This is a genomic window from Limnobaculum xujianqingii (genome assembly GCF_013394855.1).
GTDB lineage: Bacteria > Pseudomonadota > Gammaproteobacteria > Enterobacterales > Enterobacteriaceae > Limnobaculum > Limnobaculum xujianqingii.
Genome location: NZ_JABMLK010000001.1, coordinates 832,562 through 857,999, shown reverse-complemented (window position 1 = coordinate 857,999; position 25,438 = coordinate 832,562). Strand labels below are relative to the sequence as shown.

At 45.1% G+C, this 25,438-nt stretch carries 35 protein-coding genes; 27 read left to right on the top strand and 8 right to left on the bottom strand.

What is annotated here, in order from left to right:
- Window positions 1–26 precede the first annotated feature (26 nt).
- The 19 genes from GOL65_RS03850 (at window position 27) to GOL65_RS03760 (ending at window position 11,108) form a co-directional block, all read left to right on the top strand.
- Window positions 27–1,061, top strand: coding sequence for a phage major capsid protein, P2 family (locus tag GOL65_RS03850; RefSeq protein WP_179038162.1), 1,035 nt, complete (start codon window positions 27–29; stop codon window positions 1,059–1,061).
- Window positions 1,062–1,109: 48 nt separating this feature from the next.
- A complete protein-coding gene (locus tag GOL65_RS03845; RefSeq protein WP_140920801.1) occupies window positions 1,110–1,970 on the top strand; it encodes a phage terminase small subunit in 861 nt (286 codons plus the stop codon).
- Between the two features lie 98 nt (window positions 1,971–2,068).
- Entirely contained in the window at window positions 2,069–2,554 is a 486-nt protein-coding gene (locus tag GOL65_RS03840; protein ID WP_140920800.1) for a head completion/stabilization protein, read from the top strand.
- Window positions 2,554–2,757 (top strand): tail protein X, encoded by a 204-nt coding sequence (locus tag GOL65_RS03835; RefSeq protein ID WP_140920799.1) that lies wholly within the window; start codon window positions 2,554–2,556, stop codon window positions 2,755–2,757. Before GOL65_RS03840 ends, GOL65_RS03835 begins: the two co-directional genes overlap by 1 nt.
- Before the next feature lie 6 nt (window positions 2,758–2,763).
- Window positions 2,764–3,162, top strand: a complete 399-nt coding sequence (locus GOL65_RS03830; RefSeq protein WP_140920798.1) for a putative holin — start codon at window positions 2,764–2,766, stop codon at window positions 3,160–3,162.
- Complete coding sequence (locus GOL65_RS03825; RefSeq protein ID WP_140920797.1) at window positions 3,159–3,449, top strand: phage holin family protein; 291 nt, start codon at window positions 3,159–3,161, stop codon at window positions 3,447–3,449. The genes GOL65_RS03830 and GOL65_RS03825 overlap by 4 nt, the downstream gene beginning before the upstream one ends.
- Entirely contained in the window at window positions 3,436–3,774 is a 339-nt protein-coding gene (locus tag GOL65_RS03820) for a M15 family metallopeptidase (protein WP_140920796.1), read from the top strand. Before GOL65_RS03825 ends, GOL65_RS03820 begins: the two co-directional genes overlap by 14 nt.
- A 219-nt stretch (window positions 3,775–3,993) precedes the next feature.
- Window positions 3,994–4,305, top strand: a complete 312-nt coding sequence (gene lysC, locus GOL65_RS22625; RefSeq protein ID WP_456152038.1) for an Rz1-like lysis system protein LysC — start codon at window positions 3,994–3,996, stop codon at window positions 4,303–4,305.
- Window positions 4,306–4,308: 3 nt separating this feature from the next.
- The gene (locus tag GOL65_RS03810) at window positions 4,309–4,776 is read left to right on the top strand and encodes a phage tail protein (protein ID WP_140920795.1); all 468 of its coding nucleotides are present in this window, start codon (window positions 4,309–4,311) and stop codon (window positions 4,774–4,776) included.
- Entirely contained in the window at window positions 4,773–5,675 is a 903-nt protein-coding gene (locus tag GOL65_RS03805; protein WP_179038160.1) for a hypothetical protein, read from the top strand. Before GOL65_RS03810 ends, GOL65_RS03805 begins: the two co-directional genes overlap by 4 nt.
- Entirely contained in the window at window positions 5,672–5,950 is a 279-nt protein-coding gene (locus GOL65_RS03800; RefSeq protein WP_228723048.1) for a hypothetical protein, read from the top strand. The genes GOL65_RS03805 and GOL65_RS03800 overlap by 4 nt, the downstream gene beginning before the upstream one ends.
- A 15-nt stretch (window positions 5,951–5,965) precedes the next feature.
- Complete coding sequence (locus GOL65_RS03795) at window positions 5,966–6,208, top strand: hypothetical protein (protein WP_140918811.1); 243 nt, start codon at window positions 5,966–5,968, stop codon at window positions 6,206–6,208.
- Between the two features lie 3 nt (window positions 6,209–6,211).
- Window positions 6,212–6,856 (top strand): phage virion morphogenesis protein, encoded by a 645-nt coding sequence (locus GOL65_RS03790; RefSeq protein WP_140918810.1) that lies wholly within the window; start codon window positions 6,212–6,214, stop codon window positions 6,854–6,856.
- A 90-nt stretch (window positions 6,857–6,946) separates the two neighbouring features.
- Window positions 6,947–7,576: a phage baseplate assembly protein V gene (locus tag GOL65_RS03785; protein WP_140918809.1), complete on the top strand. Its 630-nt coding sequence runs from the start codon at window positions 6,947–6,949 to the stop codon at window positions 7,574–7,576.
- Window positions 7,573–7,932 (top strand): GPW/gp25 family protein, encoded by a 360-nt coding sequence (locus tag GOL65_RS03780; protein WP_140918808.1) that lies wholly within the window; start codon window positions 7,573–7,575, stop codon window positions 7,930–7,932. The genes GOL65_RS03785 and GOL65_RS03780 overlap by 4 nt, the downstream gene beginning before the upstream one ends.
- Window positions 7,932–8,843 (top strand): baseplate assembly protein, encoded by a 912-nt coding sequence (locus GOL65_RS03775; protein WP_140918807.1) that lies wholly within the window; start codon window positions 7,932–7,934, stop codon window positions 8,841–8,843. The genes GOL65_RS03780 and GOL65_RS03775 overlap by 1 nt, the downstream gene beginning before the upstream one ends.
- Window positions 8,836–9,444, top strand: coding sequence for a phage tail protein I (locus GOL65_RS03770; RefSeq protein WP_179038364.1), 609 nt, complete (start codon window positions 8,836–8,838; stop codon window positions 9,442–9,444). Before GOL65_RS03775 ends, GOL65_RS03770 begins: the two co-directional genes overlap by 8 nt.
- Complete coding sequence (locus GOL65_RS03765) at window positions 9,441–10,679, top strand: phage tail protein (RefSeq protein ID WP_140918806.1); 1,239 nt, start codon at window positions 9,441–9,443, stop codon at window positions 10,677–10,679. Before GOL65_RS03770 ends, GOL65_RS03765 begins: the two co-directional genes overlap by 4 nt.
- Window positions 10,680–10,682: 3 nt before the next feature.
- Entirely contained in the window at window positions 10,683–11,108 is a 426-nt protein-coding gene (locus tag GOL65_RS03760) for a tail fiber assembly protein (RefSeq protein WP_140918805.1), read from the top strand.
- A 133-nt stretch (window positions 11,109–11,241) separates the two neighbouring features.
- Here GOL65_RS03760 and GOL65_RS03755 read toward each other — a convergent pair whose 3' ends face one another.
- Genes GOL65_RS03755 through GOL65_RS03730 form a run of 6 tightly spaced genes read right to left on the bottom strand, consistent with a single transcriptional unit; the run spans window position 11,242 to window position 16,747 of the window.
- Window positions 11,242–11,670: a phage tail protein gene (locus tag GOL65_RS03755; RefSeq protein WP_140918842.1), complete on the bottom strand. Its 429-nt coding sequence runs from the start codon at window positions 11,668–11,670 to the stop codon at window positions 11,242–11,244.
- A 32-nt stretch (window positions 11,671–11,702) separates the two neighbouring features.
- Window positions 11,703–14,543, bottom strand: a complete 2,841-nt coding sequence (locus GOL65_RS03750; protein ID WP_140918804.1) for a phage tail tape measure protein — start codon at window positions 14,541–14,543, stop codon at window positions 11,703–11,705.
- Complete coding sequence (locus GOL65_RS03745; RefSeq protein ID WP_140918803.1) at window positions 14,540–14,659, bottom strand: GpE family phage tail protein; 120 nt, start codon at window positions 14,657–14,659, stop codon at window positions 14,540–14,542. Before GOL65_RS03745 ends, GOL65_RS03750 begins: the two co-directional genes overlap by 4 nt.
- Before the next feature lie 8 nt (window positions 14,660–14,667).
- On the bottom strand, window positions 14,668–15,006 hold the full coding sequence (locus GOL65_RS03740) for a phage tail assembly protein (protein WP_140918802.1): 339 nt from the start codon (window positions 15,004–15,006) through the stop codon (window positions 14,668–14,670).
- A 25-nt stretch (window positions 15,007–15,031) separates the two neighbouring features.
- Window positions 15,032–15,547, bottom strand: a complete 516-nt coding sequence (locus GOL65_RS03735) for a phage major tail tube protein (protein WP_140918801.1) — start codon at window positions 15,545–15,547, stop codon at window positions 15,032–15,034.
- A 9-nt stretch (window positions 15,548–15,556) separates the two neighbouring features.
- Complete coding sequence (locus GOL65_RS03730; protein ID WP_140918800.1) at window positions 15,557–16,747, bottom strand: phage tail sheath protein; 1,191 nt, start codon at window positions 16,745–16,747, stop codon at window positions 15,557–15,559.
- A 157-nt stretch (window positions 16,748–16,904) separates the two neighbouring features.
- Between GOL65_RS03730 and GOL65_RS03725 the strand changes: the two genes are divergently transcribed.
- A complete protein-coding gene (locus tag GOL65_RS03725) occupies window positions 16,905–17,993 on the top strand; it encodes a phage late control D family protein (RefSeq protein ID WP_140918799.1) in 1,089 nt (362 codons plus the stop codon).
- Between the two features lie 60 nt (window positions 17,994–18,053).
- Window positions 18,054–18,296, top strand: a complete 243-nt coding sequence (locus GOL65_RS03720) for an ogr/Delta-like zinc finger family protein (protein ID WP_140918798.1) — start codon at window positions 18,054–18,056, stop codon at window positions 18,294–18,296.
- A 49-nt stretch (window positions 18,297–18,345) separates the two neighbouring features.
- On the opposite strand, the gene GOL65_RS03715 is transcribed toward GOL65_RS03720, so the two are convergent.
- The gene (locus GOL65_RS03715) at window positions 18,346–18,975 is read right to left on the bottom strand and encodes a type VI secretion system-associated protein TagO (RefSeq protein WP_179038159.1); all 630 of its coding nucleotides are present in this window, start codon (window positions 18,973–18,975) and stop codon (window positions 18,346–18,348) included.
- Window positions 18,976–19,214: 239 nt separating this feature from the next.
- Between GOL65_RS03715 and btuC the strand changes: the two genes are divergently transcribed.
- The gene (gene btuC / locus GOL65_RS03710; protein ID WP_140918796.1) at window positions 19,215–20,216 is read left to right on the top strand and encodes a vitamin B12 ABC transporter permease BtuC; all 1,002 of its coding nucleotides are present in this window, start codon (window positions 19,215–19,217) and stop codon (window positions 20,214–20,216) included.
- A complete protein-coding gene (gene btuD, locus GOL65_RS03705; protein ID WP_140918795.1) occupies window positions 20,200–20,961 on the top strand; it encodes a vitamin B12 ABC transporter ATP-binding protein BtuD in 762 nt (253 codons plus the stop codon). Before btuC ends, btuD begins: the two co-directional genes overlap by 17 nt.
- A gap of 199 nt (window positions 20,962–21,160) precedes the next feature.
- Here btuD and ltaE read toward each other — a convergent pair whose 3' ends face one another.
- Entirely contained in the window at window positions 21,161–22,216 is a 1,056-nt protein-coding gene (gene ltaE / locus GOL65_RS03700; protein ID WP_140918794.1) for a low-specificity L-threonine aldolase, read from the bottom strand.
- Window positions 22,217–22,543: 327 nt separating this feature from the next.
- Here ltaE and GOL65_RS03695 point away from each other — a divergent pair, with 327 nt between their 5' ends.
- The 4 genes from GOL65_RS03695 to lplA all read left to right on the top strand — a co-directional run bounded on the left by GOL65_RS03695 (window position 22,544) and on the right by lplA (window position 25,335).
- The gene (locus GOL65_RS03695; protein WP_140918793.1) at window positions 22,544–23,008 is read left to right on the top strand and encodes a C40 family peptidase; all 465 of its coding nucleotides are present in this window, start codon (window positions 22,544–22,546) and stop codon (window positions 23,006–23,008) included.
- 51 nt (window positions 23,009–23,059) lie between these two features.
- Window positions 23,060–23,749, top strand: a complete 690-nt coding sequence (locus GOL65_RS03690; protein WP_140918792.1) for a helix-turn-helix transcriptional regulator — start codon at window positions 23,060–23,062, stop codon at window positions 23,747–23,749.
- A 102-nt stretch (window positions 23,750–23,851) separates the two neighbouring features.
- Complete coding sequence (locus tag GOL65_RS03685; RefSeq protein ID WP_140918791.1) at window positions 23,852–24,220, top strand: VOC family protein; 369 nt, start codon at window positions 23,852–23,854, stop codon at window positions 24,218–24,220.
- A 98-nt stretch (window positions 24,221–24,318) separates the two neighbouring features.
- The gene (lplA, locus tag GOL65_RS03680; protein ID WP_140918790.1) at window positions 24,319–25,335 is read left to right on the top strand and encodes a lipoate--protein ligase LplA; all 1,017 of its coding nucleotides are present in this window, start codon (window positions 24,319–24,321) and stop codon (window positions 25,333–25,335) included.
- Window positions 25,336–25,438 lie beyond the last annotated feature (103 nt).

Sequence of the window (25,438 nt, the reverse complement as noted above, 5' to 3'; positions counted from 1 at the left end):
AATTACAGAAACAGGAATTTTATATTATGCGTAATGAAACCCGTATCTTGTTTGACCAGTATCAGGCAAGACAGGCCGAACTGAACGGCATTAGCGTCGATCATGTCTCTAAGAATTTTAATCTGGCACCAAGCGTTGAGCAGACACTGGAAGATAAAACTCAGTTGTCGAGTGAAATGCTGGAAAAAATTAATATCGCCGGTGTGCCTGAACAAACGGGACAAAAAATAGGATTAGCTATTGGCGGCCCAGTATCCAGCACTAATACCTCTACGACTGATCGCCGTCAGCCTCGGTCTGTCCATACATTGGATGATGATACCTATTTCTGTCAGCAAATTAACACTGACACCTATATTTCTTATGCTCAGTTGGATATGTGGGCAAAATTTAAAGATTTTCAACAGCGTATCTCAAATAGAATTATTGATCGACGGGCGCTAGATCGCATCATGATCGGCTTCAATGGTGTTAGTCGTGCAGCAAAGTCTGATTTAGCGAATAACCCGCTGTTACAAGATGTTGGTAAGGGCTGGCTGCAAAAATATCGGGAGTTTTCGCCTCAGAGGGTAATGAAAGATATTACCGTAACCAGTCGTGATGATGAAAATAAGGTGATCGCCAAGGGCGCATACGGCAACCTTGATTCATTGGTTTTTGATGCAAAAACTTCGTTGTTAGATGAATGGTATAAACAATCGACTGACTTAGTTGCAATTTGTAGTGGTCAGATTGTGGTTAATCGAAACTTCCCGCTTATCAATGCCGTCAGCTCCACTAATCCAAACTCGGAGGCAATTGCCGGTCAACTTATTGCCTCTGAGAATAAGATCGGCAATTTACCAACGTTTATTGCGCCATTTTTCCCTGAAGGGACACTGTTTATTACGTCATGGACTAACTTATCAATCTATTGGCAGGAAGGTTCGCACCGCCGCATGGTACGAGAAGAGCCGGAACTTAATCGTATTGCTACTTATGAATCGTCAAATGATGACTTTGTTGTAGAGGATTATGGCTTTGGGTGCCTGATTGAAGGTATTACTGCTGCACAACCATAAGCAATAAACCGGCCAGCATTATGCTGGCCGGTGTGCAAGGGGAAATATATGTTAACACCGGCAAAAATGCATTTTGATAAGGTCATGGCGGAACGCCGTGGCAGAGTTGAAGACGGTTTTCAGGAGCGTACTGCTTATGAGCAAATTTTGTACCGTTTACGAATGGATAAAACAGATTTAAGCCAGGTGCAATCAAATGCAACCAAAGCCGATTTAAAGCGAAAGATGCTGCCTAATTATCAATCATGGATTGAGGGCACTCTGTCAGCGGATACCGGCCAGGCTGATGATGTGCTGACCACGATCATGATTTGGTGTGTTGATTGCGGTGATATCGCGCAAGCCTTGCGAATTGGCGAGTATGTATTACGTCATAAATTACCCATGCCGGATCAGTACAAACGTACAGCGGCCACCGTGTTAGCTGAAGAAATTTGTGATCCGATTTTAGCTGGTTTTAAAGCCGATCCTTTTAAATCAACAGTCAGTGTTGATTTGTTAATGGGATTACATGGCCTGACAGCGAATGAAGATATGCCAGACGCGGTCAGATCAAAACTGTGTAAGGCCATTGGTTTTACTTTCCGGTTGGACAGAACCCTTGAAGCAATGGAAACGGCGATCGGTTATCTGCGAGAGGCAACGCGGCTAAATCCACAAAAGGCAGGCGTAAAGCGTGATATTGAAAATCTGCTGCGTGATATCAAAGAAATCACACGCGCCACTTCTGGTGAGGATGATGCAGAAAATAGTCAGGTTACATCAACTGCTGATACCGATACCGCCAAAAGCAAACCAGAGCAGACACCAGAAAAGGTGCCAGCCAAGAAAGCTACTGCTTCTAAATCGGTCAAGAAAGACAAAAAGACCACGAATAAAAAAGCCCAGGACAGTAAAGCCAAGGCTTAAATGAATGTGCCCCCGCGCACCCAGGCGGCACGGTATGAAATTGGGTTATTCCCCGTTATTCATGCCGTCCACCGCCTGCCTTTATCGGAGATTGCTTAATGAGCATGATAGCGACCGAACCTGTCAGACCAGAAACAGAGACGCCGAATGATGGTGATTCAAAGGTAAATAGTGACTCATTCTGGCCTGAAATCTCATTAGGTGAATTACGCAAGGCAATGCGCCTTGATGGTCAGGTTACGACTGACCGGTTAATGATGCGCACTATTGAAGCGGTTGCACATGTCAATGATCGTCTGAATGAGTGGCGAAATAATCAAGAAGAGCTAGGCGTGACTGCCTTGAGTGAAGTACCGGCCAGCAAAATTAATGGTGAGTCCGTCAAAATATGGCGTTACCGGAATGCAGTCTATTCCCTGACAAAAGCATTATTGATTGAGGGGTACAGAGATATTGATACAACCCGCGAAGGAGAGAAACATGCGGAGGCGCTGGCAACACAAATTGACACGTTATGGCGTGATGTTAATTGGGCTGTCAGTGATATTCAGGGAGATAGCCGAGGAATAGCGGAGCTTGTTTAATGAAAATACAGGCGCAACAGGGCGATACAGTCGATGAGATTTGTATGCGGTATTACGGCAGAACGGCGGGAGTGACTGAAGCTGTTTATGAGGCTAATCCAGGCTTATGCAATGGCTCACCCATGTTAGCAGCAGGTCAGATAGTTTATTTACCGGATATCGCACCCCGGGCGCAAGAGGACATTGTGCAATTATGGAATTAAAACATTATGGCTGAACCAATTACTATCAGTACCGGCACTGCAACAAGTGTAATTACAGGCGTTACTTTGGCAGGACTGATACCAGGCATCGATCCAGGCATCATTATAGCGGCGTTTGCTGGCTCGGTTATTTTTGTCCTATCCGCAGTAGATTTTCCTATCTGGCAGCGGGCCTTTCTATTCGGTGTCTCTATGATTACCGGTGTTTATTGTGCTGAGTTTACTGCCTCTATCGTTTCCTCATTATTGTCAGCCGCATTACGTGAGCCGATACACGCAGCGGCCCCGATTGGGGCCACCTTGGCATCAGCGGCGGCGGTTAGGGTATTGATGATGTTCAGCGCTAAACCGAAAGACGGCGGTTCAGTCTTCGATAGGTTCCGTAATAAAGGGGATGGAACATGATAAGCAGTCCGTTTCTGCTGGCATTGAATGCGGTTATTTGTACGTTGATTATTGCCAGATTATTTACGTATCGCCGCAAAGGCGCGCAGCATCGGCCTGCGGGATCGTGGTCGGCTTATGTGCTGATGGTTGCCTGCTTTGCAGTAGTGGTTCGTATCATTTTCGGTCAGTACATTTATGTTGATTGGGCTGAAACATTACTCAACATCACACTTTGTATTGCCATCTTTTCAGCCCGCGGCAATGTTATGCATATTTTCAGGAGACAAGATAATGACACTCAGTGAAAAACAACAGCAATTCACGGTCATGATAGCTAGGCTAATTATGTGGTCACATGAAAACGGTTATTACCTGACTTTTGGTGAGTCATACCGAACCCCAGAGCAAGCGGCATTGAACGCAAAGAAAGGGAGCGGAATAGCTAACAGCCTGCATACTCAGCGTTTAGCAGTAGACTTCAATTTATTTATCAATGGTCAGTATCAGACTGATAGTGCTGCCTATCGGCCATTGGGTGAGTATTGGGAAAGTCTTGGCGGTAGCTGGGGCGGTCGATTTTCTAAACCGGATGGCAATCATTTTAGCCTTGCTCATAACGGCATTAAATGATGACAGGAAAATTTACTGCAGCAGTGTCATTGATAGCTATGTTGGCCATCTTGACAGCCGTCTGGCAATGGCATGAAAAAACGGTGGCTAAAGCCGCAGAACAAAAGGCCGTCAATGAACTCAATATCAGTGCCGGTGCAATGGGAAACATACTGCGTCTGACAACCGTATTTAATTTGATAACAGAGGATCGTGCACGTGAAAAAGTACAGGATCAGTATGCCGGTGAACAGCGAAGGGCAGATAATCACGCGGATTTACAAGGTGTTTCTTGCGCTGCTGGTTTTGTGCCTGATTCAGTTCAGCGCCGGTTGCTCGACCGTGCGAACAGTTTACGTACCCGCACCCTGTCCACGGCTACCGGCGGAACTTCTGATACCCACACCGATCCCGTATCCGCAAATGAAAGACGGGCGCCTGACATACGGCGCAAGCCTTAACTGGAATGATGCGCTACTGGATGCACTTGGCTCAGCGAATGCTGATAAAGCAGCCATTCAGCAGGCTGATAATGAGAGAACAGGTAAATAACCCATGTTAAAAGCCGAGCTACTACGAAAATTTATCAGTACCGCAGTACCTTATCTGCGTGATAATCCTGATAGCCTGGTGGTTTACACCAGAAAAGGTCGCTTAGTAGCAACCGGCCAGTTGTCATCTTCGTTTGAATACCGTTACCCGCTTGAAGTATTGGTAATGGATTACCCTGATTCTATTGATTCACTGAGCGTACCCATTCTTGCCTGGGCCAGAAAGTACCAGCCGGATTTATTGCTTAATCCTGACCGTAGACAGAACGGGATCACATATGAAGCCGACCTGTTAAGTAATTCAACAATGGATATTCTTTTCATAATACAAGTTGATGAATCAACAATCGTCAGTAGAAGTGATAAGGGTGAGTTGATAATCAAACATCGGGCAGAACCCATGCCATCAATGGAATGCGGGCCTGATGGTTGGGAGTTGATTGCTGATGGTTTTATGGTGAAAGGCTCATGATTAAGAATATACCGGTATTAGGTACGCAATCTGGCATGGGGTTGATTATCCCTAATGCTCAGGTATTGGGTATTGCAGCCAGAAAGCCAGACCTGTCACCAATTGACTTAACGACTGAAGTTCTTGATCGGCGTTTGAGGTTTATGTGTGCCAGCTCACACGCATATAAGGGTAAGGACGGGCTTATTCATTTTGCTGGCCCTGACGAATGTCCGCTTGAGTTTATTAATGGGGTTGCTGTTGGGCGGCATGAACCGGAGCCTCAGCGAACAAATCTAATTAAGAACAATACAACTATTGTTACTCCAATGGTTGGAAACTACTGCACCATTGTGGAATCGCCTGTTATTACGCCTGCGGGTACGGTCATGCCATTAGGGGCTAAATATTACAATACCAATGTCGGTAGCGGCTTATATTGCCGGACGTATGACCCATTAGATGTAAACGCTGTGGCAAGTGGTTTTTCTATCGTCCCTGTTAGCTCACGTGCGTTTATCGAGCGCATTACAACACCGGACTACGCTTACATAGAAAACCTAAATGTATGGGAATATTGGATCACTAAAAAAACAACACCAAAAACAACGTCATTTTCGGGAACAACATCAGTTTACAGTAGCGGCCCATCAGTCGCTAACACAATGACATGGCCGTGGGGCTGGCAGTATGAGTACGGCAATACAGCAACATCAACAATTTTGACATATGGAACTGAAGCAACTCGTGGCGCTTCATTTCTGCTCGTTGAAATGCAGGGCGCGGCAGGCATTCGGGTTAGGTATACAACAGGTGAGTTTGACGAGTACCCAGCAAACGGGGATGCGTGGTTTCCATTGCCGTGGTCAACTAATGATTGGGGAACACGATACATTCCGCAAATTGAGTACATGCAATGATGAGATATTTACGATTTCCAGATGAGCGTACTGCAATCGAATGTTGTCCGGAATGGTTTACTGCCGGTAACTGGATTCAACCAACGTTACGAATAGAAATAGCAGTTCGCGGGACTCTCTACAAAGATAATGGAGAGTATGACGAAGACGGAAATGTAGTAACACCACCAACGCCTAAGGATGGATTTTTTGTAGATGTGATTCGTGGTGAAGTGCCGCTGGCCGCTCAACAATATATCGTCTACCCAACAACACCCGACTTTGTATTGGGTTAAATGGAGTTCTAATAGATGGCAACAGTAGAAATTGAGCTGACTGACGAATATCAGCCAGTGACAGATGGTAAGCAGTCGGCACTAATTCAGGTTATGACGGGGATTGCCTATCTGTGTGATTCATCAGGTCAGCCAGAAAGTGACGCGCCAGCCCATATCTTTTCAGGATTTATTAACGTAAATCCACCAGTCAGGGCATGTATGCGTACTAATCGTGGCGGTAAAGCACGGTTAATTGTTACTTATACGGGTAGTTAGTTAATGAGTAGCAGTAATACTGACGCACTTTTTCAACAGCTTGATAACTATCTGGCTAATGTTGTGGAACAGTTGGCGCCGAATCAGCGGCGGCGATTATCTCGCCAGCTTGCTTATGGTTTACGTCAACGCAATCAAAAACGCATCGGTCGCCAGCAAAATCCAGATGGCGGCAGTTATATACCACGGAAAAATCGTGTTTTACGTACACAAGGCGGTGTGCGATTTCTATGGAAAGAAGGCGTAAGAGAATTAACAAACTGGAGAACCACAGGGCGAGGTGACGCAAGGAAAATTACTGGTTTTGATACCGATCGTGGCGCTGTCCGTTCATTTTATAAACGTGATATTCAGCGTTATCTTGAAATCAATACAAGCCAGACTAAACGCCGTATTTCCCGTACTGAAAAGATGTTCCGACGTCTTCGTACCGCCCGATTTTTAAAAGCATCTGCAACAGCTAATGAAGCAACCGTTGGGTTTAATGGCCGCACATCTCAGATTGCCAGCGTTCATCAGTATGGTGAAGTGGATAATGTGGCAGAACAGGCCAAAACCCGTTATCCGGTACGTGAATTACTTGGGTTCAGTCATGATGATATAGACTGGATTGCTGATAGCGTGGTTAATTTTCTTCAGCAAGATTGATTGTCAGCGTTATCTGACAATTTCATTTCATTGCGCGCGCGCGCGGACATAGTGAAACTGAGTGTAATCTTTATAACTTGGTTGTCATCAATGGATAATTTTGAACTTCTCCGCTTACTCTGTAATTTAATTCGTACTGGTATCGTGACGGAAGTGAACCCTGATAAATATCTTGCACGGGTTAAAACTGGAGGTAATGACACCGATTGGATCCGTTGGCGCGCTGATCGTGCTGGTGACGCTGTCACATGGTGGGCGCCGTCTGTGGGCGAACAGGTTATTTTATTAGCCCCTGAAGGTGAACTGTCAAAAGCATTCATTATTGGAAGTTTGTACAGTAATGAACTTCAACCACCAGATTTTAATAGCGGTACACAGGTTACTCAGCATCCTGATGGTGCTCGGTATGAATATAATCCTGAGAGCAGCAGCATGCTAATCAGTGGTGTGAAGAACATCACTATTACCAGCTCTGATTCAGTTACGGTCAATACCTCTACAGCAACCATCAAAGCCTCTGGATCTATTACGTTCGATACCCCGAAAGTTATCTGTACCAACCATCTATCAACTGCCACGTTGAGTATTGAACAGGGTGGCACGATGACCGGTAACATTAATCATTCAGGTGGCAACTTTAAATCAAATGGCGTTGTTGTTCATTCGCACAAACACTCTGGTGTTGAACGTGGCGGAAGTCTGACGGATGCCCCGCAATGAGCCAGGAAAGATATGCAGGTATGAATGCATCAACAGGGCGAATGATTACCGATGCGGAGCATATACAACAGTCTATCAGCGATATTTTAACAACGCCGATTGGTTCGAGATTAATGCGCCGTAATTATGGCGCCAGATTACAAGAGTTGATAGACCAGCCCGCCAACCCTGTCACCGTTTTGAAAATTATGTCAGCTATTTATAGCGCGCTATATCAGTGGGAACCGCGTGTATCACTGACCAATATAAACATCAATATTGATGATAAAGGGCAATATATTGCGCTAATGACGTTTCGCCGAACAGATGATCTTTCAACGTTTATGACTGACGTAAATTTAAGGATGGCAAAATAATGAGCGGAATTATTGATTTATCACAATTGCCAGCGCCTGTTGTTATTGAGTCGTTAGACTATGAAACTATATTTGCTGAACGTAAGGCGGCATTAATAGCACTATATCCACCAGAGCAGCAGGAAGCTATCAGACTCACGCTGACACTTGAGTCTGAGCCAATGGTCAAACACCTTCAGGAAAGTGCATATAGAGAGCTGATACTGCGTCAGCGTGTCAATGAGGCAGCAAGGGCCGTTATGCTGGCGTATGCTTCTGATAGTGACTTGGATCAGTTGGCCGCCAATTTTAGTGTAAGGCGCCTTACTATCAGAGAGGAAAACAACGCTGTCATTCCTCCTGCTCCTGCCATCATGGAATCAGATGCGGATTTTCGTACCCGTTCACAACAGGCATTTGAAGGGCTGAGTGTTGCAGGGCCGACCGCTGCTTATGAGTTTTTTGGACGTTCGGCTGATGGGCGTGTGGCCGATGTATCTGCAATCAGTCCTCAACCCGCTTGCGTTACGGTATCTGTATTATCCAGAGAGGGCAACGGTACCGCCAGCTCAGAACTCATAGCCATTGTTGATAAGGTATTAAATGATGAACAAGTTAGGCCAGTAGCCGACAGAGTAACAACGCAGTCTGCTGAGATAGTGGAATATGAAGTTGACGCAATTTTGTATTTTTATCCTGGGCCAGAGGCCGAGCCAATAAGACAGGCAGCGGAACAACAATTTATTGATTATATCAATGCTCAGCGCCGCTTAGGTCGGGATATTCGTATTTCAGCTATTCACGCGGCGTTGCATGTGGAAGGGGTGCAGCGTGTAGAGCTGAATAAGCCTGCTGAAGATATCGTGTTGAATAAGACGCAGGCAGCATACTGCAATAGTTACCAATTAGAAGTGGGTGGTTATGATGAATAAATCGTTATTACCACCTAATTCTTCACCATTAGAACACGCCATGACGTTGGCGTGCGCGCCACTTAGTGATATTTCCGTACCGTTACGTACATTATGGGATCCTGATACTTGTCCTGTTGAATTATTGCCTTATCTCGCCTGGGCTTTTTCTGTTGATCGTTGGTCTTTCGACTGGCTGGAACAGACAAAACGTGAAGTGATTAAAAAAGCTTATTTTATTCATCGTCATAAAGGAACGGTTAGCGCGCTGCGTCGAGCGGTGGAGCCGCTAGGCTTTCTGATTAACGTCATTATGTGGTGGGAATTGAATGAAGTGCCCGGCACATTCCGGCTTGAGGTCGGGGTGTTAGAGTCAGGAATCACCGATGAAATGTATGCAGAATTGGAAAGGCTGATTGATGACGCAAAGCCATGCAGCCGCCATTTAGCTGGATTGGTGATTAGTCTGGGTAGTTCTGGCCCTGCATATATTGGCGCCGCTGCTTATCTCGGTGATGAAATAACCGTTTACCCCTATTTATCAGAGTTAATTTCCGTATCTGGCATGGAATTTTATGCCGGAGCGGTGCACGTTATTGACAGCATGAGAGTAAACCCATGACAAATAAATTTTATGCAATTCTTACTGACCTTGGCGCGGCAAAGCTGGCTAATGCTACGGCATTAGGTACAACGCTGGATATTGCTCATATGGCGGTAGGTGATGGCGGTGGATCTATACCTACACCGACAGCTTCACAAACGATACTGATTGGAGAAAAACGCCGAGCACCATTAAATTCATTGAGTATTGATCCTAATAATACCAATCAGATTATTGCGGAACAGATTATTCCTGAAGATGTTGGCGGTTGGTACATTCGGGAAATCGGATTATTTGATAAAGATGGTATTCTGATCGCCGTTGCAAATTGCCCTGAAACATATAAACCTCAGCTCAGTGAGGGCAGCGGCAGAACACAGGCAGTCAGAATGATTTTGATTGTTAACAGTACCAGTGAGATCTCATTAAAAATAGATCCGGCTGTTGTCCTAGCCACCCGAAAGTATGTGGATGATTTAGTTTTAAAGCATTCAGAATCAAGGGCGCATCCTGATGCAACCGAAACACAAAAGGGTTTTGTGAGGCTTGCTACCTCAGATGATACGTTTAAAGGTAGTAATAAAACCGCATCAGTAACCCCTCTAAGACTACAAGAGAAAGGATATTTTCATTCTCAAGTTAATAAACAAGCTGTTAGCCAGTTTACATTACAAGATTTTGGTCGCCGAGTCTGGATTGATAATGACTCACCGGCAACGTTTACATTACCCGATATCGGTAACATTAATAGTAGCGGGCAAACGATCACTATCTGGAATGTGAAAAACTCTATGGTCACTATTTCTGTCGGAAATCCAGATGATAATATTTCAATACCCATGTCCACAGTGAAAAGCTTTAAATTAATGCCGACTGAGAGTGTGACAATGATTGTTGAACAGAACTCGTCATGGCATGCCACTGGTGACGGAATATTAAAATATTCGCTGTTATTTAGATCGAGCGTTACGGAAAACGGCTGGGGCTATCAACCAAGCGGCCTGATTGAACAATGGGGAATATGCAACGCTAGCGGGAATACCGGTGTGGAAGCCGGTTATTTGAATAGTTTTCCAATCCCATTCCCAAACAAATGTATCAATATTCAGCTGACCCATAACGGCTTCAGCCCGGGATCAGCTGGCATTTTTTCTGCAATGGTATTGAGTAATAATGCACAATTCAGGGCGTATAGCAGCATGGGAAATATATACCCAGCGGGCACTGCATATTATAGAGCAATAGGATACTAAATTATGTCCAGTTATATTTATAGTGCTATTAATAATTCATTCTACCCAACTGAGCTGAAGGAATCTTATGTTAATTCCGAGCACGGCTGGCCGTCTGATGGTGTTAGCGTGTCTGATGATACTTACCAGTTATATACAGATATTCCTCCAGCCGGAATGATGCGTGTTGCTGGTAATGATGGACTTCCCATGTGGGTTGATGTTCCAGAACCAACCTTGGCAGAGCTTGTAGCAATCGCTGACAATGAAAAATTAATGCGACTGGCAAGAGCTAACGAAAAAATAGCCCCTCTAATTGATGCTGTTGAACTAAGCATAGCTACAGATGAAGAGGAAATTCAGTTAGCTGCCTGGAAAAAATACCGAGTATTACTAACCCGAGTAGACACTGCTACAGCACCTGACATTGATTGGCCGGATCAACCTTAGAAATAAGTCAATTAAATAATTAAGCCCGCAAACATGTGCGGGCTTTTTGCTGAAGAATAGATATAAATAACTGTGGTGGCCACTTATTTATTCAGGAAGACATAGCCGTTTATATCTGTGTTTGCCGGTATGGTTAGAATGGTAAAATGTCCGACAAACTAAAGTCAGCCAGCTTTTCCCGCAAGTCTTCGCTGGCTTTTTCCAGTGAAAGACTGAACTCTATTTTTCTGGCTTTACCATCTTTGAAAAACTCGGTGCGGGTTTCTGTAATATTGGTAATTACAAACATTCCATAAATGACGCCAGTACCTTCAATCAGCGGCCAGGGCATTCCCGAATAGGCCATAGTCCGCAATGTCGATAATGATAAGTCACCACCGCTTACTTCGGGATAGAGAACACCAGACAAAGTTATCTTATCATCACCAGTCCCAATAAACTGGCGGCGTGGAGAACGGCCAATACGGTCATTTTTTACATGACGCCAGTCTGTTACCTGATTTAAATTCTGGTAAGGCACTGTTTTCAACATAAACGGAAACATTCCCAGAATCATCATGATATTTAAGCGGATACCAAGCATAATTTTTTACCTCAACTGTTATCTACCAGTGATGAACGGCGACGACGATCAATACTGGCCTGATGCGCTTCAAGTTCTTGTCTGATACGTTTGGCTAAGTTTTCCTCGTTAAGATTGGCCGCATCATTGATATAAATATTAATATTGTATTGATCACTAACAACGGGCATAGACGCTGCTGACGATCCTGCAGTGCTATTTGTTTTCTGTTCTGGTGGCTGGACAGTATAAGGGGAAACGGCTGAACGCCCATGTTGCACCATTGGTTCAGCATATCCGCCACGCAGTGATAAATAGGGCGGAACATTCTTGAAAACGATATCACCCAGTTTATTAAGGTCACGTTGTTCCAGTTTATTAGTGAAGTTACCACCGCCTCCACCTCCCGATTTACTGCTATTTTTACCACTTCCTTTTAATGCTCCCAATTGCGGGCCGGATAGTTTTACCGTAACGGGTTTATTGTCAGATTTTGGAGGTTCGTCCTTTTTCTGATTTTTACTGCCAAAGGCTTCAATAAATTGTTTATTTAAATCGCTTGGCGCCATTGCATTAGCAGCATGTAATGCCGCATCGGCAGCACTGGGAATTGCGCCAAGTTTTTCCAGTAGCCAGCCAATACCCTTTGCAACACTGGTTATCACAGAGAATAAACCTGAAAGGGCTTTACCAACCAGCTCACCAAATGTCTGACCTGCACTGGTGCAAGAGTCGAGTGCTTCGGCGGAAAAATGAATAGGTTCAAATAACTTGGTAAACCATTCCCAAACAACACCAATAGCAGCGCCAATAGAATCAAATAGAGGGGATAGCCATGAGAAAGCAGAAATAACAGGCTGTAATCCACTGACTAAGCCAGAAAAGAAACCACTGAAAAATGCTTTAATAGGTTCCCAAAATTTAATAACGGCAATAGCTGCTACAACAATAACGGCTATCAACGCCCATATTGGCGCACTGATGCCTGCAATAACACCAATCATCGGCCCGAACACTGAACTTAAACATGAACCGACCGCTTGTATAGGCCCGATTAATCCACCCAGCAGATCTTGAACATCCAGAAAACCACTTAATAAGCTGCCTATACTGGTGTCCTCCAGTAATGTTGACAGGCTTAATTTAACAGAGGCTATCGGGCCGAGAACGGCGCCAATCCCTGCCGCCAACGTGCCGAAAGCAACAAGCGCAGCACCAATAGCTCCGCCGATTTTCATTAGCGTACCGGCCAGTTCTTTATTATTTTCTATCCATGTACGAAAGCGTTTCAGTAAATCTTGTACTGATTTCATTGCCTCCAATAGAGGCTCGCGTAATGTTTCACCCAGGCTGGTAAATGTATTTACTGCACTGGCTTTGAGTAGCATCCATTGCGCTGACAGTGAGTCTTTATTGATATCGGATTCCCGCCGCATAGAACCTTTAGCGGCTGTTCCCCGCGTCAATTCAATTTGCCGTCTGAGTTCGGGGAGGTTATTGGCGAGTTTTGCTGCATCATCACCAAACTCTTTTCCAAATAACTGAGTTAATACGGGGATTTGCTTTTCTTTTGCCAGTTTACTGGTTGCCTCAAGTACGCCAATGATTGTTCCCATAGCATCTTCAGACATACTTTTTTCAATACGTTGAGCACTTAATCCTAACGTGTCCAGCGCCGATTGAAATTTATCTGGTTGTATCATGGCGTTAGCCAGCTCACGCACCATGGCATTAGAAGCACTGGCTGCGGTTTCTGCTGTGGAGCCAAGGGTTAAAAATGTAGAACCAAGGGCTGCCGCATTTTGATAATTAAGCTTATCAGCGAATCCACCCATACGCTGTAATGCATCAATGATATCTGCGCCTTTTGATTTCGCATTATCATCGAGATAGTTAATAGCATCACCCAATGATTCTATTTCAGCAATTGGGATACTATAAAGACCAGCAATCTTACCCAGACTTTCAGATAATTGCTCTGCGGGCAGTTCAAATGCAGTGGAGGCCATTGCCGCAGTACTGGCAAACGTTAACAGATCGGTTTTTTGCTTCTCCCACGGATCATTACTGTTAGCAACACCCATTCGGGCGCCACCTTCAACCAGCGCTGCATAATCATTAGCGCCGTAGAGCATCGGTAATGTTTCACTTGCACCTTTTATCGCTTGTTGCATCTCATAAAAGCGATTGGTGCGCTGCCCATTAGCGTCTCGCAAACCGTCTACCTGTTTGGCGACACCTTTCATAGAATCTTCAAGACTGCTATAGGCTTTTACTGTACCAACGATAGGGGCTATTGTCGCCGCACCGGCCATTGTTGCCCGCATACCGCCACTTGTCAGTTTTCCGGCAAGTTCTTTGGTTCGGTTATATTGAGATTGTGACCTTGTAACATTATTAAGACGCCGCTGTTGTTCAGCTAACTGTCTGTTGTATTGTTCGGTTCGCAATCTAATTTGGTCGGTAGCTCGGCTCCCCTGAGCGACAGATACACCATGGCGATATAATTCAGCGCGTAGCTGACCAAGCCGGTTTTTTTGTTGGTTTTGTTGTTGAACCAATGACCGAATAGCAGCACGTTGTTGCTTTAATGCTTCAACCTGTTCTGTTGTTCTGCCTTTCAATGGGCCGTAAGCCGCAGCCATTTCTCTGGCTTTAGCTTTTGCTTGTGTCAGTTCGTTAGTTGTGCGGCTACTGGCTGCGGTTAGACGGTCAAAACTGGTCGCCTGACGTTCTAAGGACTTGATGCTATTTTGGGTACTGCGGATTTGTGTGGCAAGCCCTGCGGCCGCATTACGAGCAGCGGAAACAGGGCGGGCCATATTGTTTAAGGCACTAAATGCAACCTGAATATTAAGTTTGCGGTCTGTCATGATGAATTGTTCCCACTGCGATCAGCCGCCTGCTCACGCCATGACAGCAATTCAGTCACTGTCATGGCGTCCATATCAGCCGGTCGCCAGTGAAACACTACGGCGATATCGGCCATGATGCTGTCTATTCGGTCAAAGGGGCATTGGATAATGCGGTTTCCGGTTCGGTCTCGTTCTGTTCCGAATTCGGTTGCAAAAAATCAGCCACCGCATTAGATAGCTGGCAGAAATCCCAGGTATCCATCCGCGCGATCTCATCTTCAGTCAGTGCCGGTGATGTTACTCGCGGTAATAAAACTAATAGGGCGTCATAACTGGATGTCAGAACGTCATACACTTTCAACCCACGTAACGATCCGGCCTGTCTCAACACGGCGGTAAGCGCTACCTCTTTAATATCACCGCCTTTACGTGGGATAGGGCGAACCAGCGTGACAGTATGCTGAGTATTTAACTTATTCATAATTAATCAGTTTCCTTTGATAAGGTTATAGACCGCAGTTCGCGCGGTGTTTTTCAAGCACATCAACACCGCCAACCACGTAAATCATGTTGAGTAAATCAACCTCAATGATCTCTTCTCCCGCAATCGTCAGCTTGAGATAGGTATTCTTTAAGGTGTATTTTTGTGATGTATCATCACCGGCTTTAGCTGAACCAGGATCCAACTCGGTAAAACGGCCACGGGTTTGAATTTCACAAGCAACAGCCTCACCAGTAGCTTCGTCCTGAATTGAACCTGCAAAGCGGAACTGCGTACCATCAGCAGTAGCATTTCCCCATGTTTTTAATAAACGAGCTTCGACGCCGCCAAGCGTAATACCCATGTCCAGCGCGCCGGAATCAAAACCAAGATCAACGGCGATAGCGCCTGGCATTCCGCCAGCCTGATAGTCTTCAACTTTTTTACTGAGCTTTGGCAGTTCGACCTCAGGGATCAGTCCCATGTAGTTATCACCATTAACAAAGCCGTTGAAATATTTAAATTTACGTGGAAGTGCCATGATCGCCCCTTAGCTGTTGACTGCGTTGGCGAACTCCGCCAGATATTCGTCAGTAAATTCCTGCACCAGGCTTAAATGCTCAAGCGGTGGAACAGGGGTATAGTTGTACTTGATAGTCAGTTGACCGGATCGCAACGTCTCTGCCGTGTTGGCGTCCGCGTCATACCAACACTTAGCACCCAACAGGCGGCCAGCAGTTACTAATGCAGTTAGCTTGCGGTTGATACCATCAATAACGTCTTTCACCAGTGAAGGTGTCAGTGGTTTATCAACATAGAAGAAGTGTGCTTCAGCAATGGTATCAGCCAGTATCTGAGCGGTTCGCGTATAGCTTTCAAAAAAGTAGGTTTCACGATCGCAGGTACGAGATCCCCAGAAGCGAAAACCATTTTGTTTAATCAGTGTGGTTACACTGGCGGCGTTTAGTTCGTCCGCATCAGTATCAGTACCCTGAAGAGTGAAATAGATATCACGGTCTAAGCCCAAAACGCCGTTAACGGCCACGTTTGAGATCGTTTTATGCCAGCCCATATCGGCATCAATTTTTGCCCGCATTCCTACGGCGTGGGCCGGTGCAGGGACAGAAATGTTTTTACCTTCCGCAGTACTGTAGGAAATGAAATTAGGCCAGATGACCATCAGTTCACGTTGTGAAAAATTCTCTCTGTATTCTTTCACTTCCGCGATTGTGTTACAGCCATTGGCGGAGATATAGCCAAATGAACGTAGTTTCTCAGCGATAACACCGAGTTGAGCCGCAACGGGCTGAGTATCATAGCCAGGAACGGCTAGCACTCGCGGTCGAACACCCACGCGCATTTCAGCAGAAAGCAGGGCGTACATGCCGGTAAAACGGCCATTTTCGTCAGAACCACCAATGATTAACTGGTCTTGAGTCGGTGCTGTCTGACCTTCCGTCACGGTGATATTAGCGGCATCAGGTACGCGAATGACAATAGTTTGAGGGCTGCACTGATCGGCTATTGCCTTTAGTGTAGTGAATAATGAGCCGGTTTTACCTGTTTTACCCAGGAAGTTAGCCACGCGGGTTAGCAATACCGGCACATTTAACGGAAAAGTTTCGGGATCTGCATCGTCAGCAACGCAGACCACGCCGATCACGGCTGAATCAATATCGTTGATAATGGTGCTTAAATCAGTAGTCTCACGGACGGTTACGCCATGATAATTAGTAGCCATAAAAGTTACGCTCCTGTGATTCGGTTCATTGTTATGTTGCTTTGCAAGTTAAGTCGGCGCTATTGGTTAAGGTTGTCAGGGGCGTATAACAACTAACAGGCATTGCCCGCGCGCGCGCATGTGGCGACGATGTGTCATTATGAATAAGGTGTGATATATGCTGATTGATAATGACTACTCGCCCGTACCGGCATTTGAAATTCTGATTGATGGTGAAGAAAGTACCGCTTTAAATAGTCGGCTTATTTCATTGTCGCTAATAGATAATCGCGAGTTCGAAGCGGATACTCTGGAGCTAACACTGGATGATACTGACGGAAAAGTGGAATTGCCGCCGAGAGGCGCGAAATTATCATTGTCACTTGGCTGGAATAATCGACCGTTAGTGTTTAAAGGTATTTATACCGTTGATGAGGTGGCACACAGAGGGCCGCCAGACCAAGTTATTATCAGTGCAAAAAGCGCTGATTTTCGTCAAACATTCAACGTAAAACGGGATCACAGCTGGCATGATATCAAAGTGGGTGATGTGGTTGCCGCTATAGCCAGTCGTTACGAATTACAGGCAGGCGTCAGTGAAGAGCTAGCATTGATTGAAATAGATCACGCCGATCAGACAAATGAGTCTGATATATCCTTCCTGACGCGAATGGCTAAAATGATGGGTGCCGTGGCAACGATTAAAAACGGTATGATTCTGTTTATTGTTCCAGGGCGTGGTGTATCTCAAAGCGGTAAGCCCTTACCATTAATTACTATCGCCAGAACCAGTGGTGATCGCCATAATTTCCGCGTTGCTGATCGTGATGCATATACTGGTGTATCTGCATATTGGCTGGATCTCAATTTTGGTAAACCCCAAAAAGTAAGCATCAAACGCAAAAGTAAAACGCCATCACAAGACAAAAACAAATCCACGTCAAAAGAAGGGAATTATATGGCGGGTGAAGAAGGTAATGTCTTTGTGATGCGAAGGACATACACGACAGAAAAGGCGGCAAAGCGGGCTGCGGCGGCTAAGTGGGCTGAGTTGCAGAGAGGTGCTGCTGTATTTTCTATTAATCTGGACAGAGGTCGCCCAGAGTTGTTTCCTGATCAGCCCGCAGTGGTAACCGGTTTTAAATCAACTATTGATTCTGGTGAATGGACAATAACGCGCTGTGTTCATGATATTGGGACTGGCGGGTTTACCACATCCTTAGAGCTTGAAGTGCGGTTGGCTGATTGGGGGGAAGTTGCAGAATAGTGATCTGGTACTGGTTATAATATATACTAATAGGGCAGCCAGAGAGGGGGAGAAGGAATTATGGCGATCAGATGTCCGCGTTGTCGCGCAATAGCAAAAACCCGTACCAGTACGGAATTGAGCCAAATGACTCGCCGCAGCTATCATCAGTGTCAGAATATGTTGTGCGGTTGTTCATTTACATCATTGACCGAGATTGATGGTTTTCTTAATGAAACCAAGCCCGTACCAGGTGCCAGCGTTCCAAAGGACGCCTTTCCTAAAAGTCATACACCTGATAATCAATTAAATTTAGCCATTTAAGTTAAAACGGTATGGAAAGCCCTGATAATTTTATCAGGGCTTATTTCATTTATTTCCACTTACATGCTTTTTGTAAGGGCTTTATAGCCGCTGCCAAACCTGTCAAGGTAAAAGTAGCACTAACAATTCCTGAGCTATAAGGAGTTACTTGTGTATAAAACTTTTGCCCTTTAGTTAATTGTTTTATAAATTTAACTGTATCCCCTTGATAAAATACGGCTTCATTATCAGTGGAATTAACCCATGGTTTACTTTCAGCTTTTTGTTTGTCTAAACGATGCAATACATCAGTTTGTCCAAGGCCAAGGTAAGAATCCCATTGAATGATTAGATCTGTTTGATTTTCTTTACATGATAAAATGAGGACAGGGTAAGTCATTTTACCGAATTGTGTTTTTATAGGTTCTTCAGCCTGAAGAGCTAAAAATACATTTTCTGAATCATCTACTGGGGAACTTTCTGAACGGACTTGCCATTTACCAACATCTTCACTTTGAGTATCAGAGGGATTTTTGTTTGGCGGTAGGGCGGAATCATAGCATTGTAGGCGCAAATCGTTATCAGTTACTGACTGACATTTAAGTAACACTGAATCATCCTGTTTTGTTGGCTGCTCTGCGTTCGCCATAGTTATTGCAGAACTCAGCAGAATAACTAAAGGACATAATACTTTTACCATGGTTTTCTCCATTGCTTATCAAGAAGCTAGTGCATGAAGATTATCATTAGTTTTTTTTTACAAGCAACAAATAACCCCCAATGAATGGGGGTTAATTATTGTTGATGGTCAATATGTGGACAGTGGTTGAAATAAATCCTTTTATTTCAATTTATTAATTAACTTAAAAAAACCGCGCACGCGGCCTTTTTCTTTTGTATCATCACTTAATACTCATTATCCGAGAACCCTGTAACGACATGGGATTGCGTTTTACTCAGCTTCAACAAAGGCAACAGCGTAGAGACAGAATAAAACTCTGTCTGTTTGCGCTGCTCTTAGCCATCACTATTATTATCAGCTTGTCTGCCGGAGATATCTGGCTACCCCCTCAGCTATGGTTTAGCGAACAGGCTCAACTGTTTGTCTGGCAATTGCGACTTCCCCGAACATTAGCGGCGATAGCCGTAGGGGCAGGGTTGGCAATGTCAGGCGCCGTAATGCAATCGTTATTCGATAATCCATTGTCAGAACCAGGATTGTTAGGCGTTGCTAATGGTGCCGGTGTTGCTCTGGTGTTGACTATTTTACTGGGAGGAGGTTTATTGCCCGTCTGGTTGCTGAGTATGAATGCCATTTTGGGCGCATTAATACTGACGTTGATTCTGTTAGGACTATCGCGACGCAAACTGCTTCCAGGAGCCAGACTATTGCTGATTGGTTTTGCTTTAGGAATTGCCTGTAGCGCCATAATGACCTGGGCTGTTTATTTCAGCTCCAGTATGGATTTACGCCAGTTATTGTACTGGCTGATGGGAAGTTTTGGTGGCATTGGCTGGCAGCAAAAATGGTTGATACTGGCGCTGGTTCCTGCATTGATCTGGTTAATTTATCAGGGTAATAAACTTAATTTACTCTCGTTGGGTGAAGATCAGGCACGTCAGTTAGGGGTGCCATTAGTGGTCTGGCGCAATATTTTTGTCATGATTATCGCCTGGGTAGTCGGCACCAGTGTAGCGCTGGCAGGAATTATTGGATTTATTGGATTAATTATTCCTCATATTTTAAGACTGGCGGGTATTACAGACCATCGTTACTTGCTAACAGGTTGCGCTTTGACCGGGGCAACGCTTCTGTTAATGGCGGATTTAACTTCCCGGGTAGCCATGTCATCTGCCGAGTTACCGATTGGCGTTATTACTTCAACTATTGGTGCACCGCTTTTTATCTGGATGTTATTACGGCATGCTAAAACTTACTAATATTTCACTTTCTTCCCGTTTATCCGATATAACCGTTTCGGCTGACTCAGGAAAGTTGATACATATTATAGGGCCAAACGGTGCCGGAAAAAGTTCTCTGTTAGCCTCCATCGCAGGTTTATTACCTTATCAGGGTACTATTGAGTTGCAGCAATATAATATTCATCATTGCCCGGCAATAAAACTGGCCAATATGCGGGCTTATCTCAGTCAGCAACAAGACAACAGGGCGATGATGCAGGTTTTTCAATACATCGCTCTGCATCAGCCTAAAAGAGCGACATTGACGGAAGTTGAAACCGTAGTGATGTTCCTGGCAGAGCAACTGGAATTAACGGATAAATTAAACCGACCATTAAGCCAGCTTTCTGGTGGAGAGTGGCAAAGAGTACGACTGGCAGCCGTGTTTCTACAAGTTTGGCCTGCATTGAATCCGGATGCCCGACTTTTGCTGCTTGATGAACCAATGAATAGCCTTGATGTAGCACAGCAGGCAGCATTAGATAATTTGCTCTCTCAGTTTTGTTTACAGGGTGCCAGCGCTATCGTGAGTGCGCATAATCTGAACCACACACTACATCATGCTGACGAAACCTGGTTACTTTATCAGGGACGATTGATTGCTGCTGGTGTGACCGCTGAAGTTATGTCAGTTCAGCAATTAGAAGAAGTCTTTCATATTGGTTTTGAATTATTTCAGGTTAATGAGCAGCGTTGGTTAAGGCCAATTAATCAAAGTTTTTAATAAAAAATAGTAAGTTTGTTATATGGAGTAGTTTTGAGATGTTTACTAATTAATAAACGTTGAGAAGTATTATGCATTTTAAGAGAGGCAGCTATTATTTAGTGAGTAGAGAAAGTTTAATCTCATTATTAGTAAAGAATTTTAAAATATATATAACCGCCTTCACCGAAGGCGGCATCAACTCAAACCTCAACTCCCATCACCCATAAATTCCCCGCGCGCCACCATCTCCACTGCCTGGAGTAGTAATTCTTCCCTTAAATTCCCGCCATAAATCCACTACACGTTTCAAATCTTCACGAGAAACATCCAGATGGGTGACCAGACGGGTGATTGGTCCGGCATTGATCAAGATACCGCGCTGTTTCATCCACGGACCCAACTGGCTGACTTCGTTAGCGGGAAGACGCAGAAATAACATATTGGTTTGCGCACCGGGAGAAACCACTTCCACACCTAAAGCAGCCAGCTGTTCTGCCAGCCATTGTGCATTGTCGTGGTCTTCACGCAGTCGTTCTACATTATGGTGCAGAGCATACAGCGCTGCCTGAGCCAGTATTCCCGCCTGACGCATACCGCCACCGACCATTTTTCTCCAGCGCCGTGCTTGTTTAATATATTCTGCGTTGCCGCACAGCAGGGAACCTACCGGTGCACCGAGGCCTTTTGACAGACAAATGGTTAACGTATCGCAATATTGCGTCAGAGTGGTTAAAGGAACGCGCATGGTGACGGAGGCGTTAAAGATACGTGCACCATCTACATGCAGAGCCAGTTTCTTTTTGCGGGTAAATGCCCATGCCTGATGGAGATAGTCCAGCGGCAGTACTTTACCGTTATGGGTGTTTTCAAGGCACAACAGTTTGGTGCGGGCAAAGTGAATATCATCAGGTTTAATCACGCTGGCGACAACCTCTAATGGTAAGGTGCCATCTTCTGCTGCATCAATAGGTTGAGGCTGGATGCTACCTAAAACTGCTGCACCACCGGCTTCAAACATATAGTTATGGGCCTTCTGCCCAACGATATATTCCTCACCGCGTTGGCAATGGGTCAACAGAGCGACCAGATTAGCCTGAGTACCGGTTGGCAAAAACAGCGCTGCTTCTTTTCCGGATAGTGCCGCAGCTTCTTGCTCCAATTGATTAACGCTGGGGTCATCGCCATACACATCATCACCAACAGCGGCATCAGCCATGGCTTGTCGCATGGCTTTTCCGGGCTTGGTCACGGTATCACTTCGCAGATCTATCATATTGGGCACCTTACTGAACAATGAGGAACAGGAAAATTATAAGCTTCCTTTGTATCACGCTCATTGAGTAACAAAAAAGATAAAAATGAAGTGAGATTGTTTCTGTTGATAGCCACTTAGCAAAAACACGATGTTAATCTGAAATTCGATGGCTTAATGGTCGTGTATCAATATGGTCATTTCATCTCTCAAAAACGACAGCAAAACCGATTAATTAGCAAAAGATGCCGGTTAAATGGACTAAACTGCACTGAAACCTTGTCTTTTCTCGTTTTTTAAGCTAATTATGAAAAAGTTATGTGCATAAAGCGTGGAGAAGAGAGACCGATGCATTTACGATATCTATTGCTTCTGGTTTTACTGGTACTGGCAGGTTGTTCCAGTAATACACCGCCGCCGAGCGGAAAACTTTCCGACCCTATTTTTGTATTAGCACAGCTTAAAGAGCAGCACCGTGAATGGCGAGGCGCACCTTATCGTTATGGCGGCTTGTCCCGCAGCGGTGTGGATTGCTCCGGTTTTGTATATAAAACCTTCCACGATCGGTTTAATATCAATCTTCCCCGCACGACAAAACTACAGGCCGAAGTTGGATCTAAAGTCTCTCGCGATGATTTGATGCCCGGAGATTTAGTGTTCTTCAAAACTGGCAGAGGCGAAAACGGACTGCATGTTGGTATCTATGATGCGGACGGTGCCTTTTTACATGCATCAACCAGTAAAGGGGTGATGACGTCTTCACTGGACAGCCCATACTGGAAGAACGCCTACTGGCAATCCCGCCGGTTGTGATGTATCAGCGTCTATTTATCATTATGTTGCAGTAAGAGAGAAGAGGTTATTTTGTCCCGTTCAGAACGCCTGCTTCAATTACTGCAACTTCTGCGCAATCATCGTTATCCTGTCAGCGGGGCCGATCTGGCCTTTCAACTTAATATCAGTTTACGTACGCTGTATCGTGATATTCGCAGCCTGCAAGCTCAGGGAGCGCAAATCGAAGGAGAGACGGGGCTTGGCTACGTTCTGCGTGAAGGCTTTGTCTTACCACCATTGATGTTCACTCCTGAAGAGATTGAAGCCTTAGTGTTGGGTGCTCGTTGGGTATCAGAACGAACTGACAGCGAACTGGCGGGTTCAGCCAGACAAGCGTTAGCCAAAATATCCGCCATCGTTACTCCTGCATTGCGCTACCGGTTGGATGAGTCACCGCTATTGGTTGGGCCAACAGACTCATCGTTACTGTGCCAGCAGTTAGTATTGGATATTCGTCAGGCGATTGAAGCAGAACATAAACTGGTGATTCGTTATGGCGATCGGGATGGACGGCAAACTGAACGTACCATATGGCCTTTTGCCATTGGTTTTTTCGATCAAATTCGCCTGTTAGTCGCCTGGTGTGAATTAAGAAAAGAGATCCGCAATTTTCGGCTGGACCGCATTACTAACCTGCAAACCACAGGCAATAAATATCCTCGCCGTCGCCAGACGTTATTAAATGAGTGGTATCGTCAAAATAATATTTCCCGCCAGTAAACCCTACTGACATAAACTGTCACTGGTTCTCCTTAGGATGTGTACATCACCGCTGAACTAAAGCAGAGTAGCATTGATTTCATTTATCTTAAGGAGAGTAAAATGTTAGATGCCAATATGTTTGTCTTTTATGTGGATAACCCAACGGTAAGCAACAATTTCTATCAGAATTTGTTGGATCAAGCGCCAGTTGAAGCATCGCCAACGTTTGCGATGTACCGTTTTTCTTCCGGTGTGTTGCTAGGGTTATGGTCTAAACGTACGGTAGAACCTAAGGCGGGTGAAATCACTGCCAGCGGAGAATTAGGTTTCGCCGTTGCGTCTAACCAGGCGGTTGACGACTATTATCAACAGTGGAAACAAAAGGGCGTATCTATCCTGCAAACGCCTCAAATGATGGACTTTGGTTATACCTTTACCGCAGAGGATCCCGATGGTCATCGGTTACGAGTTTTTGCCATCAGTGAATAGCTAGCCTGATGATTAAGCGGGAATTTTTCCGCTTAATCACACGAAATGGCATTATCCATGTTAAGATTAATTATCTTATTACCGGATGGATAATGTTTATGTCTTCTTTGCGTCTGCTTATCTCTGATTCTTACGATCCCTGGTTTAATCTGGCAGTGGAAGAATGTATTTTTCGCCAAATGCCCGCTACACAGCGAGTGCTGTTCTTATGGCGTAACGCAGATACAGTCGTTATTGGACGAGCGCAAAACCCGTGGAAAGAGTGCAACACTCGCCGTATGGAAGAGGATAAGGTTAAACTAGCCCGTCGCAGCAGCGGCGGTGGTGCGGTTTTTCACGATTTAGGCAACACCTGTTTTACCTTTATGGCGGGAAAACCTGAGTATGACAAAACCATTTCTACTGCCATCGTGGTTAACGCATTAAATTCTCTGGGTATTGAAGCAACCGCCTCCGGACGTAACGATTTGGTAGTAAACACAGCTGAAGGCGAACGCAAAGTTTCCGGTTCGGCCTATCGGGAAACCATGGATCGGGGATTCCATCACGGAACTTTATTGCTGGATGCGGATTTAACCCGACTGGCAAACTATCTTAATCCGGATATAAAAAAACTACAGGCGAAAGGTATCACCTCGGTCAGAGGCAGGGTAACTAACCTGAAACAGCTTCTGCCAACCATTACCCATCAACAAATTTGTGACGCTGTCACTAAATCGTTCTTTGAACATTATGGTGAGCAAGTCATTGCCGAACATATCTCCCCAGATGCATTACCTGATTTACCAAACTTTGTGGATACCTTCGCCCGCCAGAGCAGTTGGGAATGGAACTTTGGTCAGGCCCCTGCATTCACCCATTTACTGGACCAGCGCTTTGTCTGGGGCGGAGTAGAACTACATTTTGACGTAGAAAAAGGCCACATCACCCGCACCCAAATATTCACCGACAGCCTGACCCCGACACCGTTGGAACAACTGGCCGAAAACCTACAGGGCTCCATCTACCACAGCGACGCACTAAAACAACAATGCCTCAACTTGATAAAACAATATCCTGAACAAGAAAAAGAACTCACCGAACTGGGCGACTGGATCGCGGAAATTGTTAGATAATAGCGGGTTAGATATGTCTCTTTAGGTATAAGAAAGGTATTTAACGGGAGTAATTGTCGGGAGAGACTGGCGTTGGGGTCGACTTGGCGTAAGCCAACGAAGC

Coding starts and splice junctions, on each gene's coding strand:
- GOL65_RS03850 (WP_179038162.1), top strand. CDS start 27: ATGCGTAATGAAACCCGTATCTTGTTTGACCAGTATCAGGCAAGACAG.
- GOL65_RS03845 (WP_140920801.1), top strand. CDS start 1,110: ATGTTAACACCGGCAAAAATGCATTTTGATAAGGTCATGGCGGAACGC.
- GOL65_RS03840 (WP_140920800.1), top strand. CDS start 2,069: ATGAGCATGATAGCGACCGAACCTGTCAGACCAGAAACAGAGACGCCG.
- GOL65_RS03835 (WP_140920799.1), top strand. CDS start 2,554: ATGAAAATACAGGCGCAACAGGGCGATACAGTCGATGAGATTTGTATG.
- GOL65_RS03830 (WP_140920798.1), top strand. CDS start 2,764: ATGGCTGAACCAATTACTATCAGTACCGGCACTGCAACAAGTGTAATT.
- GOL65_RS03825 (WP_140920797.1), top strand. CDS start 3,159: ATGATAAGCAGTCCGTTTCTGCTGGCATTGAATGCGGTTATTTGTACG.
- GOL65_RS03820 (WP_140920796.1), top strand. CDS start 3,436: ATGACACTCAGTGAAAAACAACAGCAATTCACGGTCATGATAGCTAGG.
- lysC (WP_456152038.1), top strand. CDS start 3,994: ATGCCGGTGAACAGCGAAGGGCAGATAATCACGCGGATTTACAAGGTG.
- GOL65_RS03810 (WP_140920795.1), top strand. CDS start 4,309: ATGTTAAAAGCCGAGCTACTACGAAAATTTATCAGTACCGCAGTACCT.
- GOL65_RS03805 (WP_179038160.1), top strand. CDS start 4,773: ATGATTAAGAATATACCGGTATTAGGTACGCAATCTGGCATGGGGTTG.
- GOL65_RS03800 (WP_228723048.1), top strand. CDS start 5,672: ATGATGAGATATTTACGATTTCCAGATGAGCGTACTGCAATCGAATGT.
- GOL65_RS03795 (WP_140918811.1), top strand. CDS start 5,966: ATGGCAACAGTAGAAATTGAGCTGACTGACGAATATCAGCCAGTGACA.
- GOL65_RS03790 (WP_140918810.1), top strand. CDS start 6,212: ATGAGTAGCAGTAATACTGACGCACTTTTTCAACAGCTTGATAACTAT.
- GOL65_RS03785 (WP_140918809.1), top strand. CDS start 6,947: ATGGATAATTTTGAACTTCTCCGCTTACTCTGTAATTTAATTCGTACT.
- GOL65_RS03780 (WP_140918808.1), top strand. CDS start 7,573: ATGAGCCAGGAAAGATATGCAGGTATGAATGCATCAACAGGGCGAATG.
- GOL65_RS03775 (WP_140918807.1), top strand. CDS start 7,932: ATGAGCGGAATTATTGATTTATCACAATTGCCAGCGCCTGTTGTTATT.
- GOL65_RS03770 (WP_179038364.1), top strand. CDS start 8,836: ATGAATAAATCGTTATTACCACCTAATTCTTCACCATTAGAACACGCC.
- GOL65_RS03765 (WP_140918806.1), top strand. CDS start 9,441: ATGACAAATAAATTTTATGCAATTCTTACTGACCTTGGCGCGGCAAAG.
- GOL65_RS03760 (WP_140918805.1), top strand. CDS start 10,683: ATGTCCAGTTATATTTATAGTGCTATTAATAATTCATTCTACCCAACT.
- GOL65_RS03750 (WP_140918804.1), bottom strand. CDS start 14,543: ATGACAGACCGCAAACTTAATATTCAGGTTGCATTTAGTGCCTTAAAC.
- GOL65_RS03745 (WP_140918803.1), bottom strand. CDS start 14,659: ATGGCCGATATCGCCGTAGTGTTTCACTGGCGACCGGCTGATATGGAC.
- GOL65_RS03740 (WP_140918802.1), bottom strand. CDS start 15,006: ATGAATAAGTTAAATACTCAGCATACTGTCACGCTGGTTCGCCCTATC.
- GOL65_RS03735 (WP_140918801.1), bottom strand. CDS start 15,547: ATGGCACTTCCACGTAAATTTAAATATTTCAACGGCTTTGTTAATGGT.
- GOL65_RS03730 (WP_140918800.1), bottom strand. CDS start 16,747: ATGGCTACTAATTATCATGGCGTAACCGTCCGTGAGACTACTGATTTA.
- GOL65_RS03725 (WP_140918799.1), top strand. CDS start 16,905: ATGCTGATTGATAATGACTACTCGCCCGTACCGGCATTTGAAATTCTG.
- GOL65_RS03720 (WP_140918798.1), top strand. CDS start 18,054: ATGGCGATCAGATGTCCGCGTTGTCGCGCAATAGCAAAAACCCGTACC.
- GOL65_RS03715 (WP_179038159.1), bottom strand. CDS start 18,975: ATGGTAAAAGTATTATGTCCTTTAGTTATTCTGCTGAGTTCTGCAATA.
- btuC (WP_140918796.1), top strand. CDS start 19,215: ATGGGATTGCGTTTTACTCAGCTTCAACAAAGGCAACAGCGTAGAGAC.
- btuD (WP_140918795.1), top strand. CDS start 20,200: ATGCTAAAACTTACTAATATTTCACTTTCTTCCCGTTTATCCGATATA.
- ltaE (WP_140918794.1), bottom strand. CDS start 22,216: ATGATAGATCTGCGAAGTGATACCGTGACCAAGCCCGGAAAAGCCATG.
- GOL65_RS03695 (WP_140918793.1), top strand. CDS start 22,544: ATGCATTTACGATATCTATTGCTTCTGGTTTTACTGGTACTGGCAGGT.
- GOL65_RS03685 (WP_140918791.1), top strand. CDS start 23,852: ATGTTAGATGCCAATATGTTTGTCTTTTATGTGGATAACCCAACGGTA.
- lplA (WP_140918790.1), top strand. CDS start 24,319: ATGTCTTCTTTGCGTCTGCTTATCTCTGATTCTTACGATCCCTGGTTT.